At 33.1% G+C, this 21,313-nt stretch carries 23 protein-coding genes and 2 pseudogenes; 2 read left to right on the top strand and 23 right to left on the bottom strand.

The features are described from left to right. Window positions 1–10 precede the first annotated feature (10 nt). The 6 genes and pseudogenes from ABH960_RS23495 to ABH960_RS23470 form a co-directional block, all read right to left on the bottom strand. The gene (locus ABH960_RS23495; protein ID WP_002147300.1) at window positions 11–1,633 is read right to left on the bottom strand and encodes a peptide ABC transporter substrate-binding protein; all 1,623 of its coding nucleotides are present in this window, start codon (window positions 1,631–1,633) and stop codon (window positions 11–13) included. A gap of 20 nt (window positions 1,634–1,653) precedes the next feature. Continuing rightward, window positions 1,654–2,655 carry a C40 family peptidase gene (locus ABH960_RS23490; protein WP_404448717.1) on the bottom strand — a complete coding sequence of 334 codons (1,002 nt, stop codon included), beginning with the start codon at window positions 2,653–2,655 and terminating at the stop codon, window positions 1,654–1,656. 39 nt (window positions 2,656–2,694) lie between these two features. Further along, window positions 2,695–3,756, bottom strand: a complete 1,062-nt coding sequence (locus ABH960_RS23485) for a dipeptide epimerase (protein ID WP_404448715.1) — start codon at window positions 3,754–3,756, stop codon at window positions 2,695–2,697. Between the two features lie 104 nt (window positions 3,757–3,860). Next, a complete protein-coding gene (locus ABH960_RS23480) occupies window positions 3,861–4,187 on the bottom strand; it encodes a DUF3870 domain-containing protein (RefSeq protein ID WP_002012954.1) in 327 nt (108 codons plus the stop codon). Window positions 4,188–4,275: 88 nt separating this feature from the next. Continuing rightward, window positions 4,276–4,552 (bottom strand): annotated as a pseudogene (locus tag ABH960_RS23475) (hypothetical protein). Then, on the bottom strand, window positions 4,491–4,847 hold the full coding sequence (locus ABH960_RS23470) for an FtsB family cell division protein (protein ID WP_404448713.1): 357 nt from the start codon (window positions 4,845–4,847) through the stop codon (window positions 4,491–4,493). The pseudogene ABH960_RS23475 and the gene ABH960_RS23470 overlap by 62 nt, the downstream one beginning before the upstream one ends. A gap of 288 nt (window positions 4,848–5,135) precedes the next feature. Between ABH960_RS23470 and ABH960_RS23465 the strand changes: the two genes are divergently transcribed. Next, window positions 5,136–6,062, top strand: coding sequence for an aldo/keto reductase (locus tag ABH960_RS23465; protein ID WP_404448711.1), 927 nt, complete (start codon window positions 5,136–5,138; stop codon window positions 6,060–6,062). Between the two features lie 47 nt (window positions 6,063–6,109). Here the strand turns inward: ABH960_RS23465 and ABH960_RS23460 are convergent, their stop codons facing one another. The 11 genes and pseudogenes from ABH960_RS23460 to ABH960_RS23410 form a co-directional block, all read right to left on the bottom strand. After that, entirely contained in the window at window positions 6,110–6,706 is a 597-nt protein-coding gene (locus ABH960_RS23460) for a DJ-1/PfpI family protein (RefSeq protein ID WP_404448709.1), read from the bottom strand. Beyond that, window positions 6,703–7,194 carry an ankyrin repeat domain-containing protein gene (locus ABH960_RS23455; protein ID WP_404448707.1) on the bottom strand — a complete coding sequence of 164 codons (492 nt, stop codon included), beginning with the start codon at window positions 7,192–7,194 and terminating at the stop codon, window positions 6,703–6,705. Before ABH960_RS23455 ends, ABH960_RS23460 begins: the two co-directional genes overlap by 4 nt. A 354-nt stretch (window positions 7,195–7,548) precedes the next feature. After that, window positions 7,549–7,779, bottom strand: a complete 231-nt coding sequence (locus tag ABH960_RS23450) for a hypothetical protein (protein ID WP_000789035.1) — start codon at window positions 7,777–7,779, stop codon at window positions 7,549–7,551. 166 nt (window positions 7,780–7,945) lie between these two features. After that, on the bottom strand, window positions 7,946–8,446 hold the full coding sequence (locus ABH960_RS23445; RefSeq protein ID WP_404448705.1) for a lysozyme family protein: 501 nt from the start codon (window positions 8,444–8,446) through the stop codon (window positions 7,946–7,948). Between the two features lie 209 nt (window positions 8,447–8,655). Continuing rightward, window positions 8,656–8,871: pseudogene (locus ABH960_RS23440) on the bottom strand (hypothetical protein). Between the two features lie 195 nt (window positions 8,872–9,066). After that, on the bottom strand, window positions 9,067–9,330 hold the full coding sequence (locus tag ABH960_RS23435; protein ID WP_002136786.1) for a hypothetical protein: 264 nt from the start codon (window positions 9,328–9,330) through the stop codon (window positions 9,067–9,069). A 143-nt stretch (window positions 9,331–9,473) separates the two neighbouring features. Next, on the bottom strand, window positions 9,474–9,992 hold the full coding sequence (locus tag ABH960_RS23430) for a shikimate kinase (protein ID WP_404448703.1): 519 nt from the start codon (window positions 9,990–9,992) through the stop codon (window positions 9,474–9,476). Window positions 9,993–10,146: 154 nt separating this feature from the next. Further along, entirely contained in the window at window positions 10,147–10,908 is a 762-nt protein-coding gene (locus ABH960_RS23425) for a class I SAM-dependent methyltransferase (RefSeq protein WP_404448701.1), read from the bottom strand. Between the two features lie 441 nt (window positions 10,909–11,349). Next, window positions 11,350–13,146 (bottom strand): Xaa-Pro dipeptidyl-peptidase, encoded by a 1,797-nt coding sequence (locus tag ABH960_RS23420; protein ID WP_404448699.1) that lies wholly within the window; start codon window positions 13,144–13,146, stop codon window positions 11,350–11,352. A 136-nt stretch (window positions 13,147–13,282) separates the two neighbouring features. Continuing rightward, window positions 13,283–14,659 carry a sensor histidine kinase gene (locus tag ABH960_RS23415; protein ID WP_404448697.1) on the bottom strand — a complete coding sequence of 459 codons (1,377 nt, stop codon included), beginning with the start codon at window positions 14,657–14,659 and terminating at the stop codon, window positions 13,283–13,285. Continuing rightward, the gene (locus ABH960_RS23410) at window positions 14,652–15,299 is read right to left on the bottom strand and encodes a response regulator transcription factor (RefSeq protein ID WP_404448695.1); all 648 of its coding nucleotides are present in this window, start codon (window positions 15,297–15,299) and stop codon (window positions 14,652–14,654) included. The genes ABH960_RS23415 and ABH960_RS23410 overlap by 8 nt, the downstream gene beginning before the upstream one ends. Before the next feature lie 121 nt (window positions 15,300–15,420). Here ABH960_RS23410 and ABH960_RS23405 point away from each other — a divergent pair, with 121 nt between their 5' ends. Beyond that, complete coding sequence (locus tag ABH960_RS23405; protein WP_404448693.1) at window positions 15,421–15,840, top strand: hypothetical protein; 420 nt, start codon at window positions 15,421–15,423, stop codon at window positions 15,838–15,840. Window positions 15,841–15,884: 44 nt separating this feature from the next. Here ABH960_RS23405 and ABH960_RS23400 read toward each other — a convergent pair whose 3' ends face one another. The 6 genes from ABH960_RS23400 to ABH960_RS23375 all read right to left on the bottom strand — a co-directional run bounded on the left by ABH960_RS23400 (window position 15,885) and on the right by ABH960_RS23375 (window position 21,272). Then, a complete protein-coding gene (locus ABH960_RS23400) occupies window positions 15,885–16,391 on the bottom strand; it encodes a DinB family protein (protein WP_404448691.1) in 507 nt (168 codons plus the stop codon). A 96-nt stretch (window positions 16,392–16,487) separates the two neighbouring features. After that, on the bottom strand, window positions 16,488–16,949 hold the full coding sequence (locus tag ABH960_RS23395; protein ID WP_404448838.1) for a GNAT family N-acetyltransferase: 462 nt from the start codon (window positions 16,947–16,949) through the stop codon (window positions 16,488–16,490). 97 nt (window positions 16,950–17,046) lie between these two features. Continuing rightward, window positions 17,047–17,721, bottom strand: a complete 675-nt coding sequence (locus ABH960_RS23390) for an HAD family hydrolase (RefSeq protein WP_002127790.1) — start codon at window positions 17,719–17,721, stop codon at window positions 17,047–17,049. Between the two features lie 29 nt (window positions 17,722–17,750). Further along, window positions 17,751–18,452, bottom strand: a complete 702-nt coding sequence (locus ABH960_RS23385; protein ID WP_404448688.1) for a 5'-methylthioadenosine/adenosylhomocysteine nucleosidase — start codon at window positions 18,450–18,452, stop codon at window positions 17,751–17,753. Window positions 18,453–18,465: 13 nt separating this feature from the next. Continuing rightward, entirely contained in the window at window positions 18,466–20,076 is a 1,611-nt protein-coding gene (locus ABH960_RS23380; RefSeq protein ID WP_404448686.1) for a M3 family metallopeptidase, read from the bottom strand. A 113-nt stretch (window positions 20,077–20,189) separates the two neighbouring features. Next, window positions 20,190–21,272 (bottom strand): APC family permease, encoded by a 1,083-nt coding sequence (locus ABH960_RS23375; protein WP_404448835.1) that lies wholly within the window; start codon window positions 21,270–21,272, stop codon window positions 20,190–20,192. Window positions 21,273–21,313: the final 41 nt, after the last annotated feature.

Raw genomic sequence — 21,313 nt, 5'->3', positions numbered from 1 at the left:
CTCCATCACTTTATTTTTGTACATCCGCCCATTTCAAGCTAGTTGCTGGACCAAATTGGTGAACATATAAATCTTTCACGTATGGTTTTTGTAAGTAAGATAATCCGCGCTGGAATACTGGTGCGATTACTGCATCATCAAGGAGCATTTTTTCCGCATCTTGCAATGCCTTCCAACGGGCTTTTTCATCATTACCTAATTCTGTTTTAATCTTTTTAATTAACGCATCATATTCTGGATTTGCATATCCTGTATTATTTACGGTACTTCCCGAAAGGAAAACTTCTAAGTATGTCATTGGATCTGGATAATCAGGTAACCAACGTGATAACGACATTTCATATTCTTTTTTCTTCTCTAACGCTAGTTTTTGAGTATGTGGTTGTAGTTTCACATTTACTTTTAAGCCTGGTAAGTTTTTCTCAAGCTGTTCTTTAATATACTCTCCTACTTTTTTAAAGTTTTCTAAATCATAATTTAATAGTTCTAACGTAACTTCATTTGTACCGGTCTCTTGTTTTGCCTTTTCCCAATATTCCTTCGCTTGTTTTACATCAGTCTTATTAAACTCACCTGCCGTACTTCTAAAATCTTTCTTATCTGGTCCTTTTAAAAATCCTTTTGGTACGTAATAATTCGCAGCAACTGATCCGTCATTTAAAAATGAAGTCGCAAGTCCCTTCTTATCAAAAACTGTGCTAAGTGCAAGGCGTGCGTTTTTATTTTTAAGAATCGGTACATTTTCATTGAAACGGAAGAAATACATAACTGGATCTGTATATTGTTTCAGTTCTTTATTATTTTTATATTTATCTACGAATTCTGTAGAAATGACAGCCCTATCTACCTTATCTGTTTCATATAAATTTACCGCAGTTGAAATTTCTTTAACAATTTGGTAGTTTACTTCATCTAATTTCACTTCTTTTTTATCCCAATATTTATCGTTTTTCTTCATTGTAAAGCTCGCTTCGTGCTTCCACTCCGATAATGTAAACGGCCCATTATATATCGCTTTATTTGCCTCTAACCCGTATTTATCACCTTGCTCTTTCGCAAATTTTTCATTAATTGGATAGAAAGACGGTAAAATAAGTAGTTTCGTAAAATACGGTACTGGATGTTCTAACTCAACAACGAACGTTTTATCATCCTTTGCTTTCACACCTAATTCTTCTAAGCCTAATTGTTTCTTATTTATCTTTTCCGCATTCTTCACATCGTACGCGATATATGCATATTGAGAGGCTGTATCTGGATTTATAAGTTGCTTCCAAGCATATACGTAATCTTGAGCTGTTACCGGATCACCATTAGACCATTTCGCATCACGCAAGTGGAATGTATATGTCTTTCCGTCTTTACTCACTTCATATTTTTGTGTCCCAGCCTGAATCACTTCATCATTTTTCGATAAACGGAATAATCCTTCCATAACATTGTTTAAAACATTAAACGATACTGCATCTGTTACTTTTCCAGAATTCAGTGATGGAATTTCACCCGTTTCTAGTAGTTGTAATACTTTTTTCTCATCTTTCGGCTTCGTAGCTGTTTTTTCTTTCGCACAGCCTACTAAAAATGAAGAGACAAGTAAAGTACTAACTAATGAATAGCGAACAACCTTTTTCATATAAAGCCCCCCTATCTTTTTTAAGGTAAATAACGACGAGCACCAGCGTATTCTTCTATATATCCTGGTGTATTTAACGGTATAATTTCTACCGATCTTTCAGCTCTTGGTGAATGAATCATATTCCCATCACCAATATACATGGCAACGTGATGAACACTACCTTTTCCTTGATTATGTGCAAAGAATATTAAATCGCCCTTTTGTAGGTTTTCTTTATCAACCGCAATTCCTGCTTTTGATTGTGGCCCAGAATCCCTCGGTATTGTAATGCCATGTGATTTATAAATCGTATGTGTAAATCCAGAGCAATCAAATCCAAAACCACTTGTACCAGCCCATATATACGGTAATCCTAAAAACATTTTTCCGGTGTTTATTAAGTCATCAGCGGTTGGAGTCGGAATATCATTTTGAGAATGGTAAACAGTCCCATCATTTTTCCGTAGCCACGCCTTCTGACCATTTGGCAACAATACGCGGTATGAGATCGTATCTTCACTTAATAGCGGTAAACGCGTATTATAGCTGACTTCAAGCGATTTATGTTTTTCAGAAGGGTTAATATATACAATTGCTGTCGGTTTCGTTATTAATACGAAAGGTTCGTTTGTTTTATCTACAAATTCTTGATTATACGTTAATTGTTTTTCAGGCATCCACCCTGGATACCCTTCTTCATTTCGCGGCGTTGGCTGTCCGTGCACTAGTACTTTTACCCAATCACCTTTTTTATCAATTACTGTTACTTCTTGACCGAGTAGCGCTTGCGTTTCTAATTTATTTGCATTCGTTAACCAAAGCTTCTCATCTAGCGTCATTGATTTCGTCCACTTCCATAAATCAACTGGATTTGTTGCGCTCGGTGCATCAATTGGTCGTAATGAGTCAGGCGCAGTCCATAACGTTGCAGCAGATACATCTATAAATGCTTTATTATCCTTCTTCTCTTCAGCATTTGCCGATGTAAACGATGAAAATATAAATAAGGTTGTCAAAAATGCAGTTCCTACTTTTTTCATATATATCCCCCTTAAAAGATAGTTTACTAGGTACTACTTCTAAGATTGTATATTCACTACAGAATGCAGGTTTACCTTTGGACCATTGTAAGTCATTCCTTCTGGGTCTTCCATTAACCATAACGGTGCATCAAGATCAAAGTAATGAATGTTCGGATGTGCCGCAGCTAAATGGGCAACAACGCTAACTGAAAGTGAAGGTTCCATCATACTTCCAACCATACACTTCACACCTGCTGCTTCCGCAATATCCGCAATTTTCCATGCTTCTCGTATGCCGCCGCATTTCATTAATTTAATATTAAGTAGGTCTGCATATCCTCCTTGGACAATCTTTAATGCATCGCTTGCCGAAAACATACTTTCATCTGCCATAATAGGCGTTTGTACATTGTCCTTCACGTACTTTAATCCTTCCCAATCTTTCGCATGAACTGGTTGTTCTACAAATTCTATATTTAAATTTCTATTCTCCATTTCTCTAATAATAGAAACAGCCTCTTTTGGATTCCATCCTTGATTTGCATCTAGACGTAACGTCGTATTCTTTGGTACTACATTTCGAATTGCCTCTATGCGTTCTAAATCTAAGTGTGCCTCTTTACCCACCTTAATTTTTAATGTTTGGAATCCCTTTTCGATATGCTTTTTCGCTTCTTTTGCCATTAATAAAGGCTCATCCACACTTACTGTAATATCAGTATGAATCTCTTTCTTCCCACCTAACAATGCATATAACGGTATGTTGTGAAATCGACAATATACATCGTATAAAGCCATATCTACCGCCGCTTTCGCACTTGTATTTCCTATACAGCTCATTTGAATGTGTAACAATAACGTTTGAAATTGCAGCACATCTTTATCAACTAATACGGAGCGAATTGGCCCTAATATTGCTTCCTCAATCCCGTTGGTAAAATCACCTGTAATAACCGGTGTTGCTGCAGCAGCTCCTTTTCCAACAATCCCTTCATCTGTATGAATAAACACATCTATACTTTCGATTTCCGTTACAGTGCGAAGCGCAGTTTTAAACGGTGTATGAAGCTTTACATGTCGGCGGTTTACCTTCACATCGGTAATTTTCATTTTGTTCATCCTTTCATTGTTTATAGAGTGATACTTTAATCCCCGGGTGGCTTTTCCGTTAATGCGAAACAAAAAAATCCAGCCATAAGAAGATTCTTACGGCTGGATTTTGTCTATGAATGGGTAGACAAAGCAGCGATCTGATTATATTTTTTCTGTGCATCCTTTAGCGCTACAAGTAGCGCCTTTTGAGACGAACCGAAGTATCGATTTTTTATTTCTGTTACTAATGCTGGGTCATTAATATTTTTATGTAGAAACAAATATTTAACAAATTGAGATGTTAATGCAATTGTGGCTGAGCAATCTGCATCTACAATTTCCCCTGTATCCTTCTCAAGTACAAATGCTACAAAATAACTTTTGAACTTTTCGGTAATGGGATTATTTTGAGGTGCTTTCGCATCCCCTACGACGTAAATTGTATTTGAAGCGTACACAGCTATCTTCCTTTCTTATACGAGGATAACGGTTTTCTTAACAGACGTATAAGCTGTTAACTCAACGTTGATTAAAAAATGTATCCGCTTACCTTGTATTATATACAATTGACAGAATTTTAACAATATTTATTTTGACATATATTCCATAATTATGAAAATCTCTTAAAACAATTAAAATTGGCTCAAACTTCTCATTTTTACAATATGTCATTGCTCCTTGTACCATGACATTCACACTACAAACAACTTTTTCCCTCATACATCAAAAAACAGTTAGCTATCGCTAACTGTTCCACCACTTCACTTTGGCAATACGAATATTGTTTCGTTTGACTTAGAAAATTGATACTCTTTTCTAGCAAACTTTAAAATCTCTTCTTCATTACCGGTTAAATTCTCAATGTTAGTCTTTAAAGAACCTTGATCTTTCTTTAAAGAAACTAATTGTTTCTTTTGATTTGTTATAGTATTTTTTTTGCCATTAATTACTTCTTGTTGTTTCGTTAAAATATATTGAACGTACAAAGTAGTCGCAGCAATAAAAATGAACATGAAAATAAAACGCCTTAACTTCTTCTTATTTATAGTTCGCTTGTCGTTAGGCTGTGATAGTTGCTCTGGTATATTAGGAACATTGACTCTTTTGAGTTTCCTCATTTTCAAATCCCCCTAACCCATATTTTCTCACTACCATAGGCACGATCTCTTACTAACTTAAATTCTATTCTTATAAAATAACCTCCTTCACAAAAAAATCTCACAAATTAACCAATTAGAGATAGCGTTCGACGACATCTCTGTATTTAAAATGAGAATTTTTATTTATGCTGCTATAAAATAGTAGTTTATGTTATTCTTTTTCCCCAATTGTAGAAAATATTTTTACACATATAAATTCTAGTTTTGCATACCGATGTTATAACATGCTTACAAGGAGGAAAAATGATGCACTACCGTACATTAGGTAAAACTGGAATTACTGTTTCTGAAATTGGCTTTGGAGCGTGGGCGATTGGCGGCGATGAATGGGGTCCTGTTAACGACACACAATCTATAACCGCTATGAAGAAAGCAATTGAATGCGGCGTAAACTTTATTGATACTGCTGATGTATACGGATTAGGACATAGTGAAAGGTTAGTAACTCAAGCGATAAGAGAGCACCGTAATAATATCGTTTTATCAACGAAAGGCGGTTTAATTGGGCATCACTATGATCCAAGTGGAGAGCCTGTTTATAATACTGCCGAAAAAGTGATCGCAGTATTTGAAACTAGCTTACTACGCCTAGAAACAGATTATATTGATGTTTATTTCTGTCACATTTGGTGGGATAAACAAGAAGAAACAGAAGCATTTTTACGAGCATTTGAACTATTAAAACGGGACGGAAAAGTAAGAGCTGTTGGTGTTTCAACTCACGACATACAATATATAAAACACTTCAATAAAAACGATGAAATTGATGTTGTGCAACTTGATTACAACATATTAAACCGAAAACCAGAAAACGACATACTGCCCTACCTACAAGAGAACAATTTAGGAGCTGTTATACGCGGCCCTTTAAAAATGGGGATATTAACCGGAAAATTTACAAATAAAACAACTTTTCCTGACGGAGATTTACGCAAAGAATGGCCAAAAGAAAAGTGGTTTCAAGAAGATTTACAAAAAGTAGAGAAACTACGATTACTCTCAAATGAAAATCAAACATTAGGACAACTTGCACTTCGCTACGTCCTCTCTCATCCAGCAGTATCGGTCGCAATTCCTGGCGCAAAAACAGAAAAACAAGCGAAAGAAAATGCAGATGCAACTACCCGTCCGATACTTACGGATGAGGAATTAGCTTATATTCAGTCAATATAAAACAAGACCAGCAGTTGGATATTTCAACTGCTGGTCTTGTTTTACTTTCAATATTTTAAATCAATATCATATTCCATTCTCTTCGCTGTTTCTTCAGCAACCCCAGTACCCAACAAATTTTTCACAATATGAAATGACATGTTAATTCCAGCTGAAATTCCTCCAGACGTAATAATATGTCCCTCATCGACAAATTTTACATTCTCTAAAACTTCCACATTCAGAAAATCATTTCTAAAATTTTTAACACTAGCCCAATGTGTTGTCGCTTTGAGCCCATCGAGTAATCCAGCTTTCGCAAGTAAAAACGCACCGGTACAAACAGAAGTCATTAACTTCACTTCTTTCATTTGCTGACGGATCCAATTTATTATTATTTCATTTTTCATTTCGTTTTCTCTAGCACCTAAGCCACCAGGAATTATTAAAATATCAACTGGAGGTAAGTCTTCGATACTATAATCTGGTTGTACCTTTAATCCATTTCTTGCTGTAATCATTTCTCCATCTTGACTAACAGTATGAACTGTAAATGGTTGACCTTCACTTGTTGCTGTAACGGAAAAAACTTCAAATGGGCCGGCAAAATCTAACACTTCCACTTCATTAAAAAGAAAAACCCCTACTTTCCAGCGGCTAATCATAAGCTCACTTCCTCTTGCAAATGATGTAAAAGATGCTCATGCCCTTTCTCTACAGCGATATCAAATGCAGTTTTCCCATCATTTTTCTTAGTCGTTTTATTGGCTCCATGTTCAAGAAGCAATGTAATTATATCTTCATTTCCTAATAATGCAGCTTCATGAAGTCCTGTCCAGCCACCACTTTGCACTGCATTCACATCTGATCCCTTTTCAATTAAGAAAGATACAATTTCGATTTGTTTGTTTGCAATTGCCGCTTGAAGTGGCGTATTTTCATTTTCGTTTTTCGCTCTAATATGTATATTTGTTCCATGTTCTAAAAGGAAACTTGCTATTTCTTTCTGCCCAAAATAAGCTGCTAAATGAAGCGGTGTCCATCCATCTTCACTAAATGAGTTAACAAAACTTGGATCCGTATTAATGATTTCTACTACCTTTTCTTTTTCCCCGCTTATGACTGCTTGTGATATTGATATGATTTGTTCCATAATGAACCTCCATGTATAGAAATATTAAGTACCCCTTAATAAATTCCATTAATAATCACATGTTCCTTTCTAAATAATTAAGTTTACATAATAATATTATTTTTATAATTCGCTATCCTAATAAAAAAACAACCGACTCTAATGAGTAGATTGTTTTTGAGTTTCATTTTTATAATTGTTTTTAAAAAATATCATTTTCACTTACAACTAACAAACATTATTAAAAATGAAATGAAATTATATATTTAGCAGCCATGAACTCTTTACATATCAAAACCGGCTATTTACTTAAATTAATAGTTTTTTATCATTTGAAAAATACGTATATAGCAAGAATCTATAGCAGTACTCTTATCATACTAATCTATAACAATTCTGCCTTCTTCCCTTACCTGTATCCTTTAAAACATAAGACTTTAAAACGAGTGCTGTTAGTGAATCTGTTAATGTTTTATATGATAAATTTGAAAGAGCTAATAGATCGTTCGTATATAACATTCTATGCTTCTCTAATAATAATAGTACTAATCGTTCTGACGGTTTTAATGTTTCATCACTTTCTAGTATAAAATCTATATTTTTCATATTCCTACTTCTTACTCCTTATATAAAAAAATGATTTTAGTAGTTATTTAATATAAAAATACTACATAACAAATTTGAAGATATATCGAAATAACATAACGCCCAAACACTTTTATACTATAACATAAAAAAGACATTTCCCCAAATTGAAAATGCCTTTTTATATCTACTTCTCTTTTTTATATAATTGATATGATTGTTCTAGCCCTTTATTATATTTCGTATTATTATCTGTCCATTCTCCCCCTAAGTTTCCTGGCCACCCTGATGTATTAGCAACATATTTAAGCAACTCCCAATCCTGCAATCCTTTTTTCACACCACGTTCATACGATTTGACCATACTTGAAATTGCTATCGTTGTATTTATACGCGAATCCACTAAACTCTCTTCCGATAATTGCGCTGGTGCTAATCCACCACGATGTAATTGGAATAATCCAAAAGATGTTCCGTTATCTCCTATTGCTTTTTGGTTAAATTTTGTTTCATGATCCGCAATTGATAATGGTATCCAATCTGGAATATCATACCTCTTTGCAACTTCACTAATTACTTGTTTATTATTTTTAATCTCTTTCTGCTTTTCATAGTTAATATAAATTACATAACTTAAAGTAACTAACGTAAATAATATGAATATATATTGTAGTGCCTTTTTCATCATTTCATCTCCTGCTTTGTATATGTTTCACTTTCTATATACACTATAAGACTTTTATGTGACATTCATTTGACAAAATGATATTAATTATACATAAGCTGTTACAGTTTCAACTATCAATCTAAAAACTACAATTCTTCTAAAAGACTTCTTCAACACATAAAAACAATCAGCCTTTCATGTATAGTACATGAAAGGCTGATTGTTTTTCACTACACTTTTTTATGTATACAGTATATCCCTGCTATAATAAAACAAATTGAAATTACCGATAAAATTGTACCCTGGATTTCATAAAATGCAGTAAAGAATTTCCCGCTTCCTCTATCCCAAATTTCTAATGAACCCGCGTAAATTGCGGAAGTTATATATGTAAGGCCGAATAGGAGAACACCCGAAAAAACATAGGTTACTCAAATATTTTTCATTATTAGCTCACCTCCATTAATTTGATTTGTGAATAAAACAAAAAAGACCTTTATACGTTAAAGTTCTTTTTCATCTTATTTTTGTTAGAAAAAACGCCAGAACCTAAAACAAAAACTCACTTTATTATACGTATCTCCATATAAAAATTAAAGACTATAAGGCTACCAGCATCTTCTCGATTAACATTTTTTACATTAAATGTTTCTTGCAATATGCGGTTTACTATAATGGCTTGTTCCACCACCGCCTACTATTACTTTACCGCCTTTTTCGAAGATTAATAATTTACTTGAACCATCTGAAAGTAAAACTATTACTTCAGCATGATCACTTGTCGCTACATAGATTACATAACCACTTTTTGAAATACAAGTTTCCCAATGCTTATCAAATTCTGATCTTACAACTCGATTAGAATACACTTGATTTTCAATTCTTCCTGGCTGTTCATTTTCCAATTTTTTCTTACCTCCTTCCAAATTTGTCATTTATATATAAATGACGGTTTCTCAATAAATTAGTGACCGTCCTTAATATAAATAGTATATGTAGTTAGTAGGAGAATGCTTGGACTATGAAAACGTAACAGCATTTAAGTATTTTACAATCGGAATTTTCCCTTAATCATTACAGCTACTTCTTTAGCACTCAAATGAGTATTATTAATTTTTATGTACTCTTTTTTTTCAATTTCATCATGAAATGAATTTAATCTATGTTTTTTCATCGTTTCTTTTAAATTTTTTTCAGACCATTCAATGTCTCTTTTTTTCGGTTTATGCTCTAGTCTATGTGGACTTTTATTTCGCTCTAATCTTTCATCTAATTCTGCCTCGAGCTCTACAAAATATACTGCTGCGCCTTTTGATTCAAAAATACTTACTACATGGTTTATGTACTCCCAATCTGATTGAAGGTCAAATGCCCATACATATGTAAAAATCATTCCGTATAAATCACTTTTAGACACTTCTTCAAATATTTCATTACGAAACAAACTTACTAATCTTTTTGCTTCCTTTGTACTGTAATCAAAAAATGGACTTACTAAATCAATGGTCATGTGATTATGAAAAATTTTCAAATCTGTTAATTTCACTAATTCTTGTCCGACTGTCATTTTCCCGACTGCTTGCGGGCCAAATATTAAGATGAATTTCCTTTATTTTCCCCCGATCTTTCTCTATAAACAATGAAATAAAACATATCCTAAAATTGAAAATAAGGCAGTCGATGTTGTGTCGATTGCCTTATTTTCATGAATAGTTCCTATATTATTCCTTTCGTACAGCTTCAAAAGTAATAATTTGTTCTGCATTTGACGGTTGCTTTTCATAAACATAGTCAGCAGAGCAAGTAATGTCAGTGAAACCTATACTTTCTAAAAGGAGCTTAAACTCTTCTATTCCATACCACCGCATTGCAAAACGTTGTAGTTCAGTTTGTACTAACTGTCCTTTACTCCATTTTTCATATTTTAAATATGATACAGTTACTTGGTTAAGCCAATCTATTTCAATTGATTTATTTTCTAATGTAATTCCGTCCCCGCTTGGTAGAGAAAAAGTCGATGTATGAATCTCACCCGTCTTACAGTCATATGGAAGCGCAAGATCTACAATTAAACGCCCACCTGGATTAAGATGTTCATAAAAACATTTCAAAGCGTTTATAGAATCATCACGATTTTCAATTAAACAAAAGGATCCCGTAGGAATTATTATCGCCTCATATTTATATGGTAATGAAAATTGTTGTAAGCTTCCTTGGTATAAATTAGGGTTTAAGCCTCTCTCTTTACAACGCTTACGGCAAGAATCTAGCATTTCAGGTGAATAATCTATCCCATCAACTTTAAATCCAACTTCAAGAAATGGAATAATGACACGTCCCGACCCTACTGCTGCTTCAAGAATTCTTCCTTTACAACTCTTTAAACGATCTTGATAATATTCAATATCACCATTCAAAGAGTAACCGACAGGTTTTGTGTAATCATATAATTCCGTACAAAGTGTACTATAATAACTAAACATTTATTTTCTCCTCCGTTTTATGTGTACGGAAGATTCTAATTTACTTAATCTTTCCGTACCTCAAATTTTAATGAGAATTCGAAAGAGCTGACTGTCATAATATATCACTCGCTTTCCATAGAATATAATCATATTGTATAATATTCCCTTCAAAATGAACATATAGAAACCAAAATTCAGACTTATACTGAAAGGAGGATATGATGAATTCATTAATTGGATTTCTTTTTCTTCTTATCGCTATTAATGTTCTAATTTTCTTTATAGCAAAAAAAATATAAACAAATATGGAAAATAGCCAGTGGTATTTTCAGTCTTTCTTCCCCCATTGTTTTCTTTGCCACTATGCACGTAAATGCATAATGCACTCCCCATATTTGTAGGCATTTCTATTTCAAAATTTAAAGAGCTTACTATAGTAAGCTCTTCATCAAAAACTATTTATTCCACAATCGGCAATGTCACTTCACTCAATTTCACAGTTAGCTTCGTTCCTGCTTTCGGTCTAATTGTATAATCGTAATCACTTGCGATTAAAACGACTCCCATTTGATGCCCTGCTTTAAATACGTAATCATCTGGCTGCATGTCCCATGTAAATGTGTAATCTTTACCAGGTTGAATCGCTGTTGAATTTTCTATACTATTTAAGTTTTGCGGATCCATCCAACCTCTCGTTACAATTTCAGGCCTCGCTCCGCCATAATCAACGAGTAAAGCTGTTAAATTTGAAACAGATCGATCAATATTTCCTGTTATTGAAATTTTAGGCGTACCACTTATTCGCATATCTTTTTGCAGTACAGGCATTGTATATACTAATCGATTCGCTATTTCTAACTCAGGGTTTTCTACTAGTTGATTTGACTTTATTTTAGCATCATCTACTAATGAGAAAACATTGTTTACTGATCCCATACTTAATGGTAGATTGACTGCTTTATTACTTAAATACATACGGACTTTTGATGGTACAGCTGCTGGATCTGGCCAATTTTTTATTTTTTGCCACGATTTATTTTCACGTTGTACATCTACCATCGGTTCATCCATAATTCCATTTTCAATTCCATATAACCAATAATCGAACCATTTATTTTGGGTTTGTTGCCAGTTATTACTTGATGTTCCGCCATGTCCACCTTGATGTAACCACATTTTACGAGGAACATTATTTTTGCCAAGAGCTTCCCACCACTGTGCGAACTGCTTCGTTTTTACATTCCAATCATTTAAACCGTGAACAACAAACACACTAGCCTTCACATTCTTAACATCTTTTACATAGTTACGTTTATCCCAAAAATCGTTATAATCGCCTGTTTTACGATCTTGTCCAGCTGTTAGTTCTTTAATAATTTGCCCGCAAACTTCAGGGTTTTTTCTTGTTAGTACTGCTTCTGCCATATTATCTGTATCTTCTCCTTGATAACCACCCGGCGCAATAACCGCCCCATTTGCACGATAATAATCATACCAGCTACTAATCGCTGCGATTGGAATAATTGTTTTTAACCCTTCCACTCCTGTCGTTGCGACAGCATTCGGTAACGTACCATTATAAGAAACTCCTGTCATTCCTACATTTCCCGAAGACCAACTTGCGTTTACTTCCTTACCATCCTCTGTATATGCTTTCGCACGTCCATTTACCCAATCAATGACAGACTTAGTCCCTAATATTTCTTGCTCATCTCCAGTGGTCGGACATCCATCTGATTTCCCAGTTCCGATACTTTCACCTAAAATGACTGCATATCCTCTTGGAACGTAATAATTTCCGTATGAACCAAGATTAACAGCTCCATACGGTTTTCCTCCATATGCATTCAATTCTTCATCAACATTATAAACAGGAACATCTTTCAATCCAGATCGATATGGACTCATTTCATAAATAACAGGGACTTTCACATCTGGATTTGTCTTTGGACGCATAACCTTTACTGATACACGATCTTTTTTACCATCTCGATCACTATCAACTTCTGTCTCTACAAATAAATTTTCTACGATGGCCTCATCAAGAGAATAGATTGGTTTTGTCATCCCATTTTCCAATTGAATTTTTGTGTTTGGAGTTAAAGCTTCTGAAACTTGACCATTTAACTTAATATCACTCCCTTTTACAGAGCTCCCTTCCTTATTTTCTGCATGTGCAGTCATACTAGAAACTCCTGAAGTAATTGTTAAAGATAATATAGCTGAAAGTGTTATTGCTAATTTCTTTTTCCTCATGCCCTTCCCTCCCCATATATTCCTTCTTTTACTATACATTAAAAATGCTGAAAATTCAGTTTATATTTTATAGAAAGTTGAGAAATTTGTAAAACATTCGACTCTTTCAAGATAATAGAAAAGGAACTAATAATAATTAGTTCCTATCTATATACATATAAAATTGTATTTCTCCATCTTCTACCGAAACTCCGTATTCAAATCCATGTCTTTCTAATATACTTTTTACAATCGCTAATCCTAATCCAGTACCTGATTTTTCTTTGCTACGTGAAGACTCTAATACGTAAAAAGGCTCCCAAATTTTATCTATCTCTTTAATTCCCTCAGCAGCAATACCATTTTGAATTTGAAAATACACAATGCCATTTTTCTCTTCTAATGTGATTTTTATATTTTGATTCGTTGTATATTTTATCGCATTAGAAATTAAATTTTGAAAGACCATTCTCATTTTATTTAAATCAACATAAACAATCGTGTCACCAACACTATAGTTCACTTGCAACTTGATTTCTTTCGACTCCAGTTCAATCTTATGCTTATCTATTATACTTTGTACTAGTGGTTCAATAGGGAATTCTTCTTTTTGTAAAATATCTCTTTCTAGTTTAGAAAATCGCAATAACTCTTCAATTAAATTTGAAATTTGATCTGTTTGTTTAATGATTGTATCAACATATGTACCATCATCTAAACCGTCTTTTATTCCCATAGAATATGCTTTTACTAATGCGATTGGTGTTTTTAATTCATGAGTTACATCGCCCATAAATCGTTTTAAGTGGTCATTTCGATCTGTTAAATCTTGATGTGCTTCATGTAATTTATCACTCATAATGTTTATACTATTTGCTAAATCACCTATTTCATCATTCGTTTTAACTTTCGTCCGTTTAAATTTCAGACGTGAAATATCTTCTGCGACATCACTCAATTCATTCAGTGGTGTAGTGATTGTTTTTGAAAAAATCCAGACGAGCACGATAATAAGAAATAGTGAGAATCCCAAAATGTATAAATAAAATGAGTTAAGCGTTTTAATTACTTCATTGGAATGTGCGATAGAAACTCCTACTAAAATCAACATATCATCTTTCGCAATGTATTTCGCAAAAAAACTAGATTTTATCTTTTCTTGATCATATATTTTATTCGATTGTCCGAGGTTCTTCACTTTCGTAATTTCTTCTTTTGTAATCCAAAGTTTATTCAATGCAACTCTCTTTTTTGTAAGTTGCATGCGTAATTCTTCATTAATAGCATCTTCTGAACTATTTATTGATGTATACGCAATCGTAACATTACCTTCATTTTCAATACGATTTATAGCATCATCCAGCTCTTTACGCGGTATTGACTGGATTTGCGCTGTAATGCCTTCTAAGCTTTCGCGTGTTTTGTGCACATTATATTTTGGTAAAAAATAGTTAATTAATAATAAAGAGATGGCAAAAATAAGGATGACTGTTAAAGAGATGCTGAAAAATAACTTTTTACCGAGTTTATTCACACTCTTCCTCCAAACTGTATCCTAAACCGCGATGTGTCTTTATAATATTTTCTCCTATTTTTTTACGTAATCTTCTTACATGCGTATCAACCGTTCGCTCTTCCCCAAAATAATCAAATCCCCAGACTATATCTAACAACTTTTTCCTCGTTAAAATCGTGCCTTTATGATTTAAAAAGCACTTTATTAATTGTAATTCTGTCTTTGTAATGTCTAATTCTTTCTCATTTTTATATACTTTATTTTTGGTGAAATCTATTTTTAAATCTTGAACTTGAATAACATCTTCATGCTGTACAAGCTTTTTCGCTCGCGTAATTAGCACTCCTGGGTGAAATGGTTTTTTCACATACTCATCTGCCCCACTTTGAAGAGCTGCTAATTCATCTTCACTTTCACTTTTCGCAGTAAGCATTAATACTTTTACACTCGAATTCTTTTTTATTTCCTGACAGACAGCAATACCACTACTTTTCGGCATCATCCAGTCTAAAATAGCTAAGTCAATTTTCTCATCATAAAATATTTGAAGTGCTTCCTCTCCATCCTTTGCTAATAAAACTTCGAAGCCTTCTTTTTCAAAATACGCTTTTAAAATTTTCAGCATATCTTGTTCATCATCTGCGATTAATACTTTCATTACATTTCCTCCATTACTTATAAACAAATATCAATTTTATCATACAACTTCTTTGTTACATCAATGTGACATAAAAATATTTACAACGTTTGAGGGTATAGTAAGTGTGAGGTGTTGTTTCATGTTCAAAAAAATAGGAGTCATTACTCTTCTCTTCTTTTTATTATCAACAAATGCGTTTGCAAATACAAATAAACAAATTGAAGTATTTGATTGTAAAAAAGAAATAGTGGTCCAAAAACAATCTTTAGATTCAGCCATTCAAAAAGAAGCAGTTCAATACGCAAAATCAATTACTGGTCCATTTAAAAACTTAAATGTCGTTCCGAAAGATGGTCATATGATAAAAATCCCGTTATCAAAACCTGTTCCTATTACAAATCAATGGTTACATACAACAATCGATGAAGTACTCATCCTTCTCCCACTTAATGAAAAACCTTACATTATGCTTTACGATGATGAGAATAATCCCCATTTTTATTATGTAAAAGGTGATCCGCAGGGTTTATTGAAACAAATGAATGTTAAGATTAATTAAAGAAAGATCCCACAAGTATCATTTGTGGAATCTTTCTTTATCAGTTAACAAGTTAATTTTTTAATATGATTTTCGTTTAAAAAATTCAAAATCTGCCTTTTGTGATGGTTATCGTGATCTACGAATTCCTTAATAATATATATAAGAAAATACGGCGTTCCAGTATGAGGACAATACGATACTCCATTGGCAGTTAAATGTTCCCTTAGCTTTCCAATAGACAGTCGGTGAAGCTCTTGAACAAGTAAATCTCTTTTAGCTTTTGCTTCTTCAAGAAGTTTTATCTTAGATATACCTGATTTCGCATAATTAGAGGCTAGTTTATTATATGTATCAAAGTCAGGGAACTCCATTCCCTGTCCATCTCTCACTGATGATAATGTCTCACGTAAAAGATAGTCATCCCAGTTCATAATATGAGATACGATCTCACCAACAGTCCATTTCCCCTCTGATATTGGTGTCGTCCACAATTCTTCTTTCATATCTTTCAATGCATTTATCCAAATTGAATATTCATTGAAATCATTAATAATTTTATTTTCTCCCATCATCTAATTCCCCATTCTAATAATAGATTTAGATAAATCATACCATAAATCTACATACAAAAGAACAAACGTTCTTATCGGAGAATAAATAATAATTCACTGCATCCTTTTATCTAAGTTTAGATAATGGCTCGTTCCTACATACATTGCCCCTTTCACAAATCCATTCGAAGTATAAAATTGGTCCCCCTGTTCTGTATCTGTGTGTAAGACAACGATAGTAAAATAGATTTTTGCATCGCCTAAGATTCTCCCTAACAGTAACTTTCCTAATCCTTTTCGCCGGTAATCTTTTGCAATATAAAATCTCCTCAATCGGCCAATCTTATTATCTTTCGTATACGGATCTTGATTTAATCCCCCGATTCCAATTAACGTGTTACCTCGAAAAATGCCATATAAACATTCGCCCGTTTTACTAAATGTATTTCTTTTACTTTCATATTCATTTATTAGTTTTATTAAGAAGTTAAATCCCTCTTTTGTACTTTCTTGAATAAGGTGATTAATCTCATATTTAAACAAATCTTCAATCTGCTTAATTTGTATATCTTCCAGCTTAATCCCCCACTTTCTCTATCCAAATGTATCTTTTTGAAAAATAAAAATGCCCAAGAATATATTATCCTGAGCATTCATTTGAATGTGAACTTATTCATTTTGTTATGTACGTATTCTTCAATTCTGGTAATATCCCCTTCAGTTCCATTAAATCATCAATTACTAAATCAGCATGAGCAAGTTCATCTTCTTGTGCAAAATCAAAATTACATCCAATTGCAATTAGACCATTATCTTTTGCCGCATTAATATCCGATAAACGATCCCCAACTACCGCTGCCTCTTTTATATCATATTTCATCAAAATGCTTTTTACTAAGTCACCTTTATTTAGCGAGTGTATTTGTTCAATACTGAATGTTTCCGTAACCCATTGGTCTAAATCATAATAAGATACGATTGCTTGTAAATATTCCGTTAAACCATTACTAGCAATGTAAACAGAACAATTATTTTCTTTTATAAAACTAAAAACTTCCTTTACATTCGGATATAAAGCACCATTTCCTCTCTTTATATTTTCAATTAGTCTTTCTAAAAAATATGCATCTGTTTGTTCCCTTACTTCATTAGAATGATTAGGTAATAAAGCTTCCCACACTTTAGGTAAAGGTACACCCATAATTTCACGATATTTATCAATTGGTGTTATCGTATTCCATAATTGTAGTGACCGTAAATGATCAAATGTATCATCTAGTGATAACTCTAAAATTTTATCTGTTTGAAATAAAGTTCCATCCATATCGAAAATTAGTGCTTGTAACATGATATTCTCTCCCATTCTTTACTTATGAACTACAATACAGCTTTAATCGAAATATTTTCAAGCATCTCAACAATAATTTCTGAGCAATAATTCGCTGCGGTTTTCGCGAAATCATCATATGAAACTTGCGCTGAATCATCTGCACTGTCAGAAATGCATCTCAAAACGAGAAACGGTATGTCATTTATATAAGCAACATGTCCAATTGCTGCCCCTTCCATTTCTGTACAATGAGGTACATATTCAGTGACTAATTGCTCCTTTAATTTTGAATCCTCGACGAAGCATTCTCCGCTGACGATTCTTCCTTCATGAACAGTAATATTTAAACTACTACTATTAACAGCTTTTCGGGCTAAATCTCTTAATTCCTTGCTTGCATGAAACACTTCTTGAAACGGAAATAGATTCTTCATTTGATTTTTATTAACATCATGATGCGTAACATTTGTAGAAATAACTAGATCACCAATTTTCACATCCGGATGTAATCCACCCGCAATACCTGTATTAATGATAGAATCCACATCAAATTTATTAATTAAAATTTGTGTACAAGCAGCTGCATTTACCTTTCCTACACCACATCTCGTAATAATAACTTCTGTATCCATGAACTTTCCTTTATAAAAAGGCATTCCCGCAATTGTATGTTTCTCTTTTATATGTAGTTTTTCTAAAAGTAAGTCTATTTCCATTTGCATTGCTCCGATAATACCGATTCTGTTCATATATGTAGTCCCCTTAATTAATTTGCAAATATTCATCAATATCTTTATGAATTTGCATAAAAGCTTTATTCCAAAATTCATACTCTGTTAGATCAATATCAAAATGTTTTTTCATCAATTCTTCAACTGGGGCCTTTCCTGTTTCTCGTAAAAACCCTTTATACCTCAAATGAAATGCATTTTTATTTTCCTTTGCTATTTCAATTAAACTAAAACTTGCTAAATACCCAAGTGTGTATGGATAATTGTAAAAAGGAACATCTGCTATATAAAACTGAACGTATTTCATCCAAACAAACGGCTGATATTCTGTTAGTGCATTCCCGTATGCCTTTTCCTGCGCGGCTATAGATAATTTCTCAATTTCATCAGCACTTATAGGACCTTCTTTACTTTTTTCATAAAAACTCTTTTCGAACTGAAACGATGCACGAATTGCCATAACATAATTAAAACTATTTCTAATTTTCCAGCTAAGCAATGACTTTTTCATCTCTACACAATCTGTTGTTTGAATTAAATAATTCATGATTACCGTTTCAAAGAAAATAGACGCTGATTCAGCTGTACTCATTGGCAGATAATCATCTAAAAATGTTGTAGATTGTTCAAGGCTCATAACATAAAAATGCCAAGCGTGTCCCAGTTCATGAGCAAGTACTCTTACACTATCAATTGTTCCATCATAACGAAGTGAAATGCGAGATTCTTTTTCACTGAAAAAAGGAGCACAAAATCCACCCGGCGGTTTATTATCTCTCGGTTCAGCATCGATCCAGCCATTCGCTATTGCATTCTGTGCGAACTGTGCCAATTCTTCATCTATATTTTTTAGTGCATCATATATGTTTTTTACTGCTACTGAAAAAGGAATAACAGTCTCATTACTTTCTTTCCATGTCATTAGCTCGTACCATGTAATTGAATTCTTTCCTTTTTTATAACCGTTTAACGCAATTGCTAGCTTCGTAAGATTTTGTTTCGTTGCATTCCACATTTGGGATAATGCAGTTTCAGAGATGCCATTTGCTTGTAGTGATTGTTTTAAAATCTCTGTTCCTTCCATTTCATCACTTTTAGCATGACGTAATCTTCCTATTTGATTCAATACAGTAGCAAAGATATCTTTTTCCTTATTCAAAGCATTTGTAAGAGAATCAAATACTATTAATCTTTCATTATGATCATCACTATTCATCGCAACGTAATTTGCTTGTCCAAATGATAAAGTCTCTTTATCGTGTATTACTTCTATTTTATTTCTTAATTGTGTATACATATCTTCCCAAGCTTTTAATTCATTTTCTATTAGTTTAATACTTGAATGATTTGTATTAACACTTTGTCCCTTACTAGATTCTATTAATAGTTGAACTTCTTTCTTTAATTGATTTACTTTTACACTTAGTAAAGTATTTTCAGGCTGCTTCTCATCTTCAGCAGCACGGCAATATAAGTAATACTCTGCTTTTTCGATAGCCTGTATAAGTTGTGAAAGGATTACTGAGTCTTTTGTTGCTTTATATTCTATAATTAACCGTTCTATAGAAAATATAAGATCTTGTTTATTAGAATATAGTCTGCCTAACTCCCATTTAGTTGGAGCTTGAATAAGTATATTCATTTTAATAGCCTCCTTTTTTTACAAATAGTTACAAAAATTTAACCCCTCCATAATTATATATGAATCCCCAATATTTAGATATCTCTAAATATTGAAACTTAAACGAATGTATTTTAACATTCCTTATTCTGCTCCCTCCCATTTACAAGTCTACCTTTTATGCAATATAAATAGCATAAAGACGCTAAAGCTACAACTATTGGAATAATTATGACTCCTCCAATAAAGGGATAAACCGCTATACAACATGTAAAAGCTATTATAGAAAAAATTTTACCTAATCTATTATTTATTAACTTAACTCCGGCCGCAGTACCGACTATATATGTAACAATCCCTAACGAGTTCGGTATTAATACGATTCTATCTATACTAATATGAAAAACGAAACATAGTAACAAACCTATTATTGCAATAAAACCTACAACTTTTATTGCATTTGTTGGCGCTGCTCTTTTTACATTAATACTTGCTAAATAACGAGGTGCAACTTCTTCCTGCCCTAGCGAATAGCCTAAACGGCCCATACTTGCGATAAATGCATTTGTCGTCCCTAAGCAAATAATAAAAGCTACAAATCCAATTAACCATGCAAATTGATTACCTAATGTTTGTTTTATTACAAGTACTAGAGCTGTAGTATTATCAGCATTAATATGATATGATTTTGTTCCCATTACTGATAATGCAATCCCCATATATAAAACTCCAATAATAATAATTGCAAATCCTGTAGACAAAATAATATTTCTTTTTCTAGGTGCTTTAAATTCTGGAGCTAAACTCGCAATTGCTTCCCAACCGAAAAACGACCAAAAAATTAATAATGACGCATCTAAAATCGGGGTTACTGCTTTCATAGAAATATGTACATTTATATTTTTCATTTCAATATAAGGTAGTGAGCTTATAATTGTTGCGATTAAAATAAAAAAAGTTAATACACCGATACATACTTGAAATGAACCGCTCATTTTTAATCCAAATAAATTGAAACCGATAGAAATACTTACTATGATTAACCCGATAATATAAGAAAAATACGATGGTAAAGAAAAGACTTTTACTATATACATTCCACCTGTCAGTGATACAATGATTTGCCCAACACTACCTGCGATAAAAAAACACCAGCCTATAATTAAAATGTACCCTATAGAATAGACACTGAAAAAAAAGTCTATTCTATAGGGTATTTCTTGTATAATGAGAGAAAATTGGGATCGGAGAAAGTTCA

The sequence above is a fragment of the Bacillus sp. RC252 genome, assembly GCF_044909215.1.
Lineage (GTDB): Bacteria > Bacillota > Bacilli > Bacillales > Bacillaceae_G > Bacillus_A > Bacillus_A mycoides.
The sequence above is the reverse complement of the archived record's forward strand: the minus strand, read 5'-3'. Positions and strand labels throughout refer to the sequence as shown.

What these genes read in the sequence shown, in the direction of transcription:
- ABH960_RS23495 (WP_002147300.1), bottom strand. Translation starts at nt 1,633, where the DNA reads ATGAAAAAGGTTGTTCGCTATTCATTAGTTAGTACTTTACTTGTCTCT.
- ABH960_RS23490 (WP_404448717.1), bottom strand. Translation starts at nt 2,655, where the DNA reads ATGAAAAAAGTAGGAACTGCATTTTTGACAACCTTATTTATATTTTCA.
- ABH960_RS23485 (WP_404448715.1), bottom strand. Translation starts at nt 3,756, where the DNA reads ATGAACAAAATGAAAATTACCGATGTGAAGGTAAACCGCCGACATGTA.
- ABH960_RS23470 (WP_404448713.1), bottom strand. Translation starts at nt 4,847, where the DNA reads ATGAGGAAACTCAAAAGAGTCAATGTTCCTAATATACCAGAGCAACTA.
- ABH960_RS23465 (WP_404448711.1), top strand. Translation starts at nt 5,136, where the DNA reads ATGCACTACCGTACATTAGGTAAAACTGGAATTACTGTTTCTGAAATT.
- ABH960_RS23460 (WP_404448709.1), bottom strand. Translation starts at nt 6,706, where the DNA reads ATGATTAGCCGCTGGAAAGTAGGGGTTTTTCTTTTTAATGAAGTGGAA.
- ABH960_RS23455 (WP_404448707.1), bottom strand. Translation starts at nt 7,194, where the DNA reads ATGGAACAAATCATATCAATATCACAAGCAGTCATAAGCGGGGAAAAA.
- ABH960_RS23450 (WP_000789035.1), bottom strand. Translation starts at nt 7,779, where the DNA reads ATGAAAAATATAGATTTTATACTAGAAAGTGATGAAACATTAAAACCG.
- ABH960_RS23445 (WP_404448705.1), bottom strand. Translation starts at nt 8,446, where the DNA reads ATGATGAAAAAGGCACTACAATATATATTCATATTATTTACGTTAGTT.
- ABH960_RS23430 (WP_404448703.1), bottom strand. Translation starts at nt 9,992, where the DNA reads ATGACAGTCGGACAAGAATTAGTGAAATTAACAGATTTGAAAATTTTT.
- ABH960_RS23425 (WP_404448701.1), bottom strand. Translation starts at nt 10,908, where the DNA reads ATGTTTAGTTATTATAGTACACTTTGTACGGAATTATATGATTACACA.
- ABH960_RS23420 (WP_404448699.1), bottom strand. Translation starts at nt 13,146, where the DNA reads ATGAGGAAAAAGAAATTAGCAATAACACTTTCAGCTATATTATCTTTA.
- ABH960_RS23410 (WP_404448695.1), bottom strand. Translation starts at nt 15,299, where the DNA reads ATGAAAGTATTAATCGCAGATGATGAACAAGATATGCTGAAAATTTTA.
- ABH960_RS23405 (WP_404448693.1), top strand. Translation starts at nt 15,421, where the DNA reads ATGTTCAAAAAAATAGGAGTCATTACTCTTCTCTTCTTTTTATTATCA.
- ABH960_RS23400 (WP_404448691.1), bottom strand. Translation starts at nt 16,391, where the DNA reads ATGGGAGAAAATAAAATTATTAATGATTTCAATGAATATTCAATTTGG.
- ABH960_RS23390 (WP_002127790.1), bottom strand. Translation starts at nt 17,721, where the DNA reads ATGTTACAAGCACTAATTTTCGATATGGATGGAACTTTATTTCAAACA.
- ABH960_RS23385 (WP_404448688.1), bottom strand. Translation starts at nt 18,452, where the DNA reads ATGAACAGAATCGGTATTATCGGAGCAATGCAAATGGAAATAGACTTA.
- ABH960_RS23380 (WP_404448686.1), bottom strand. Translation starts at nt 20,076, where the DNA reads ATGAATATACTTATTCAAGCTCCAACTAAATGGGAGTTAGGCAGACTA.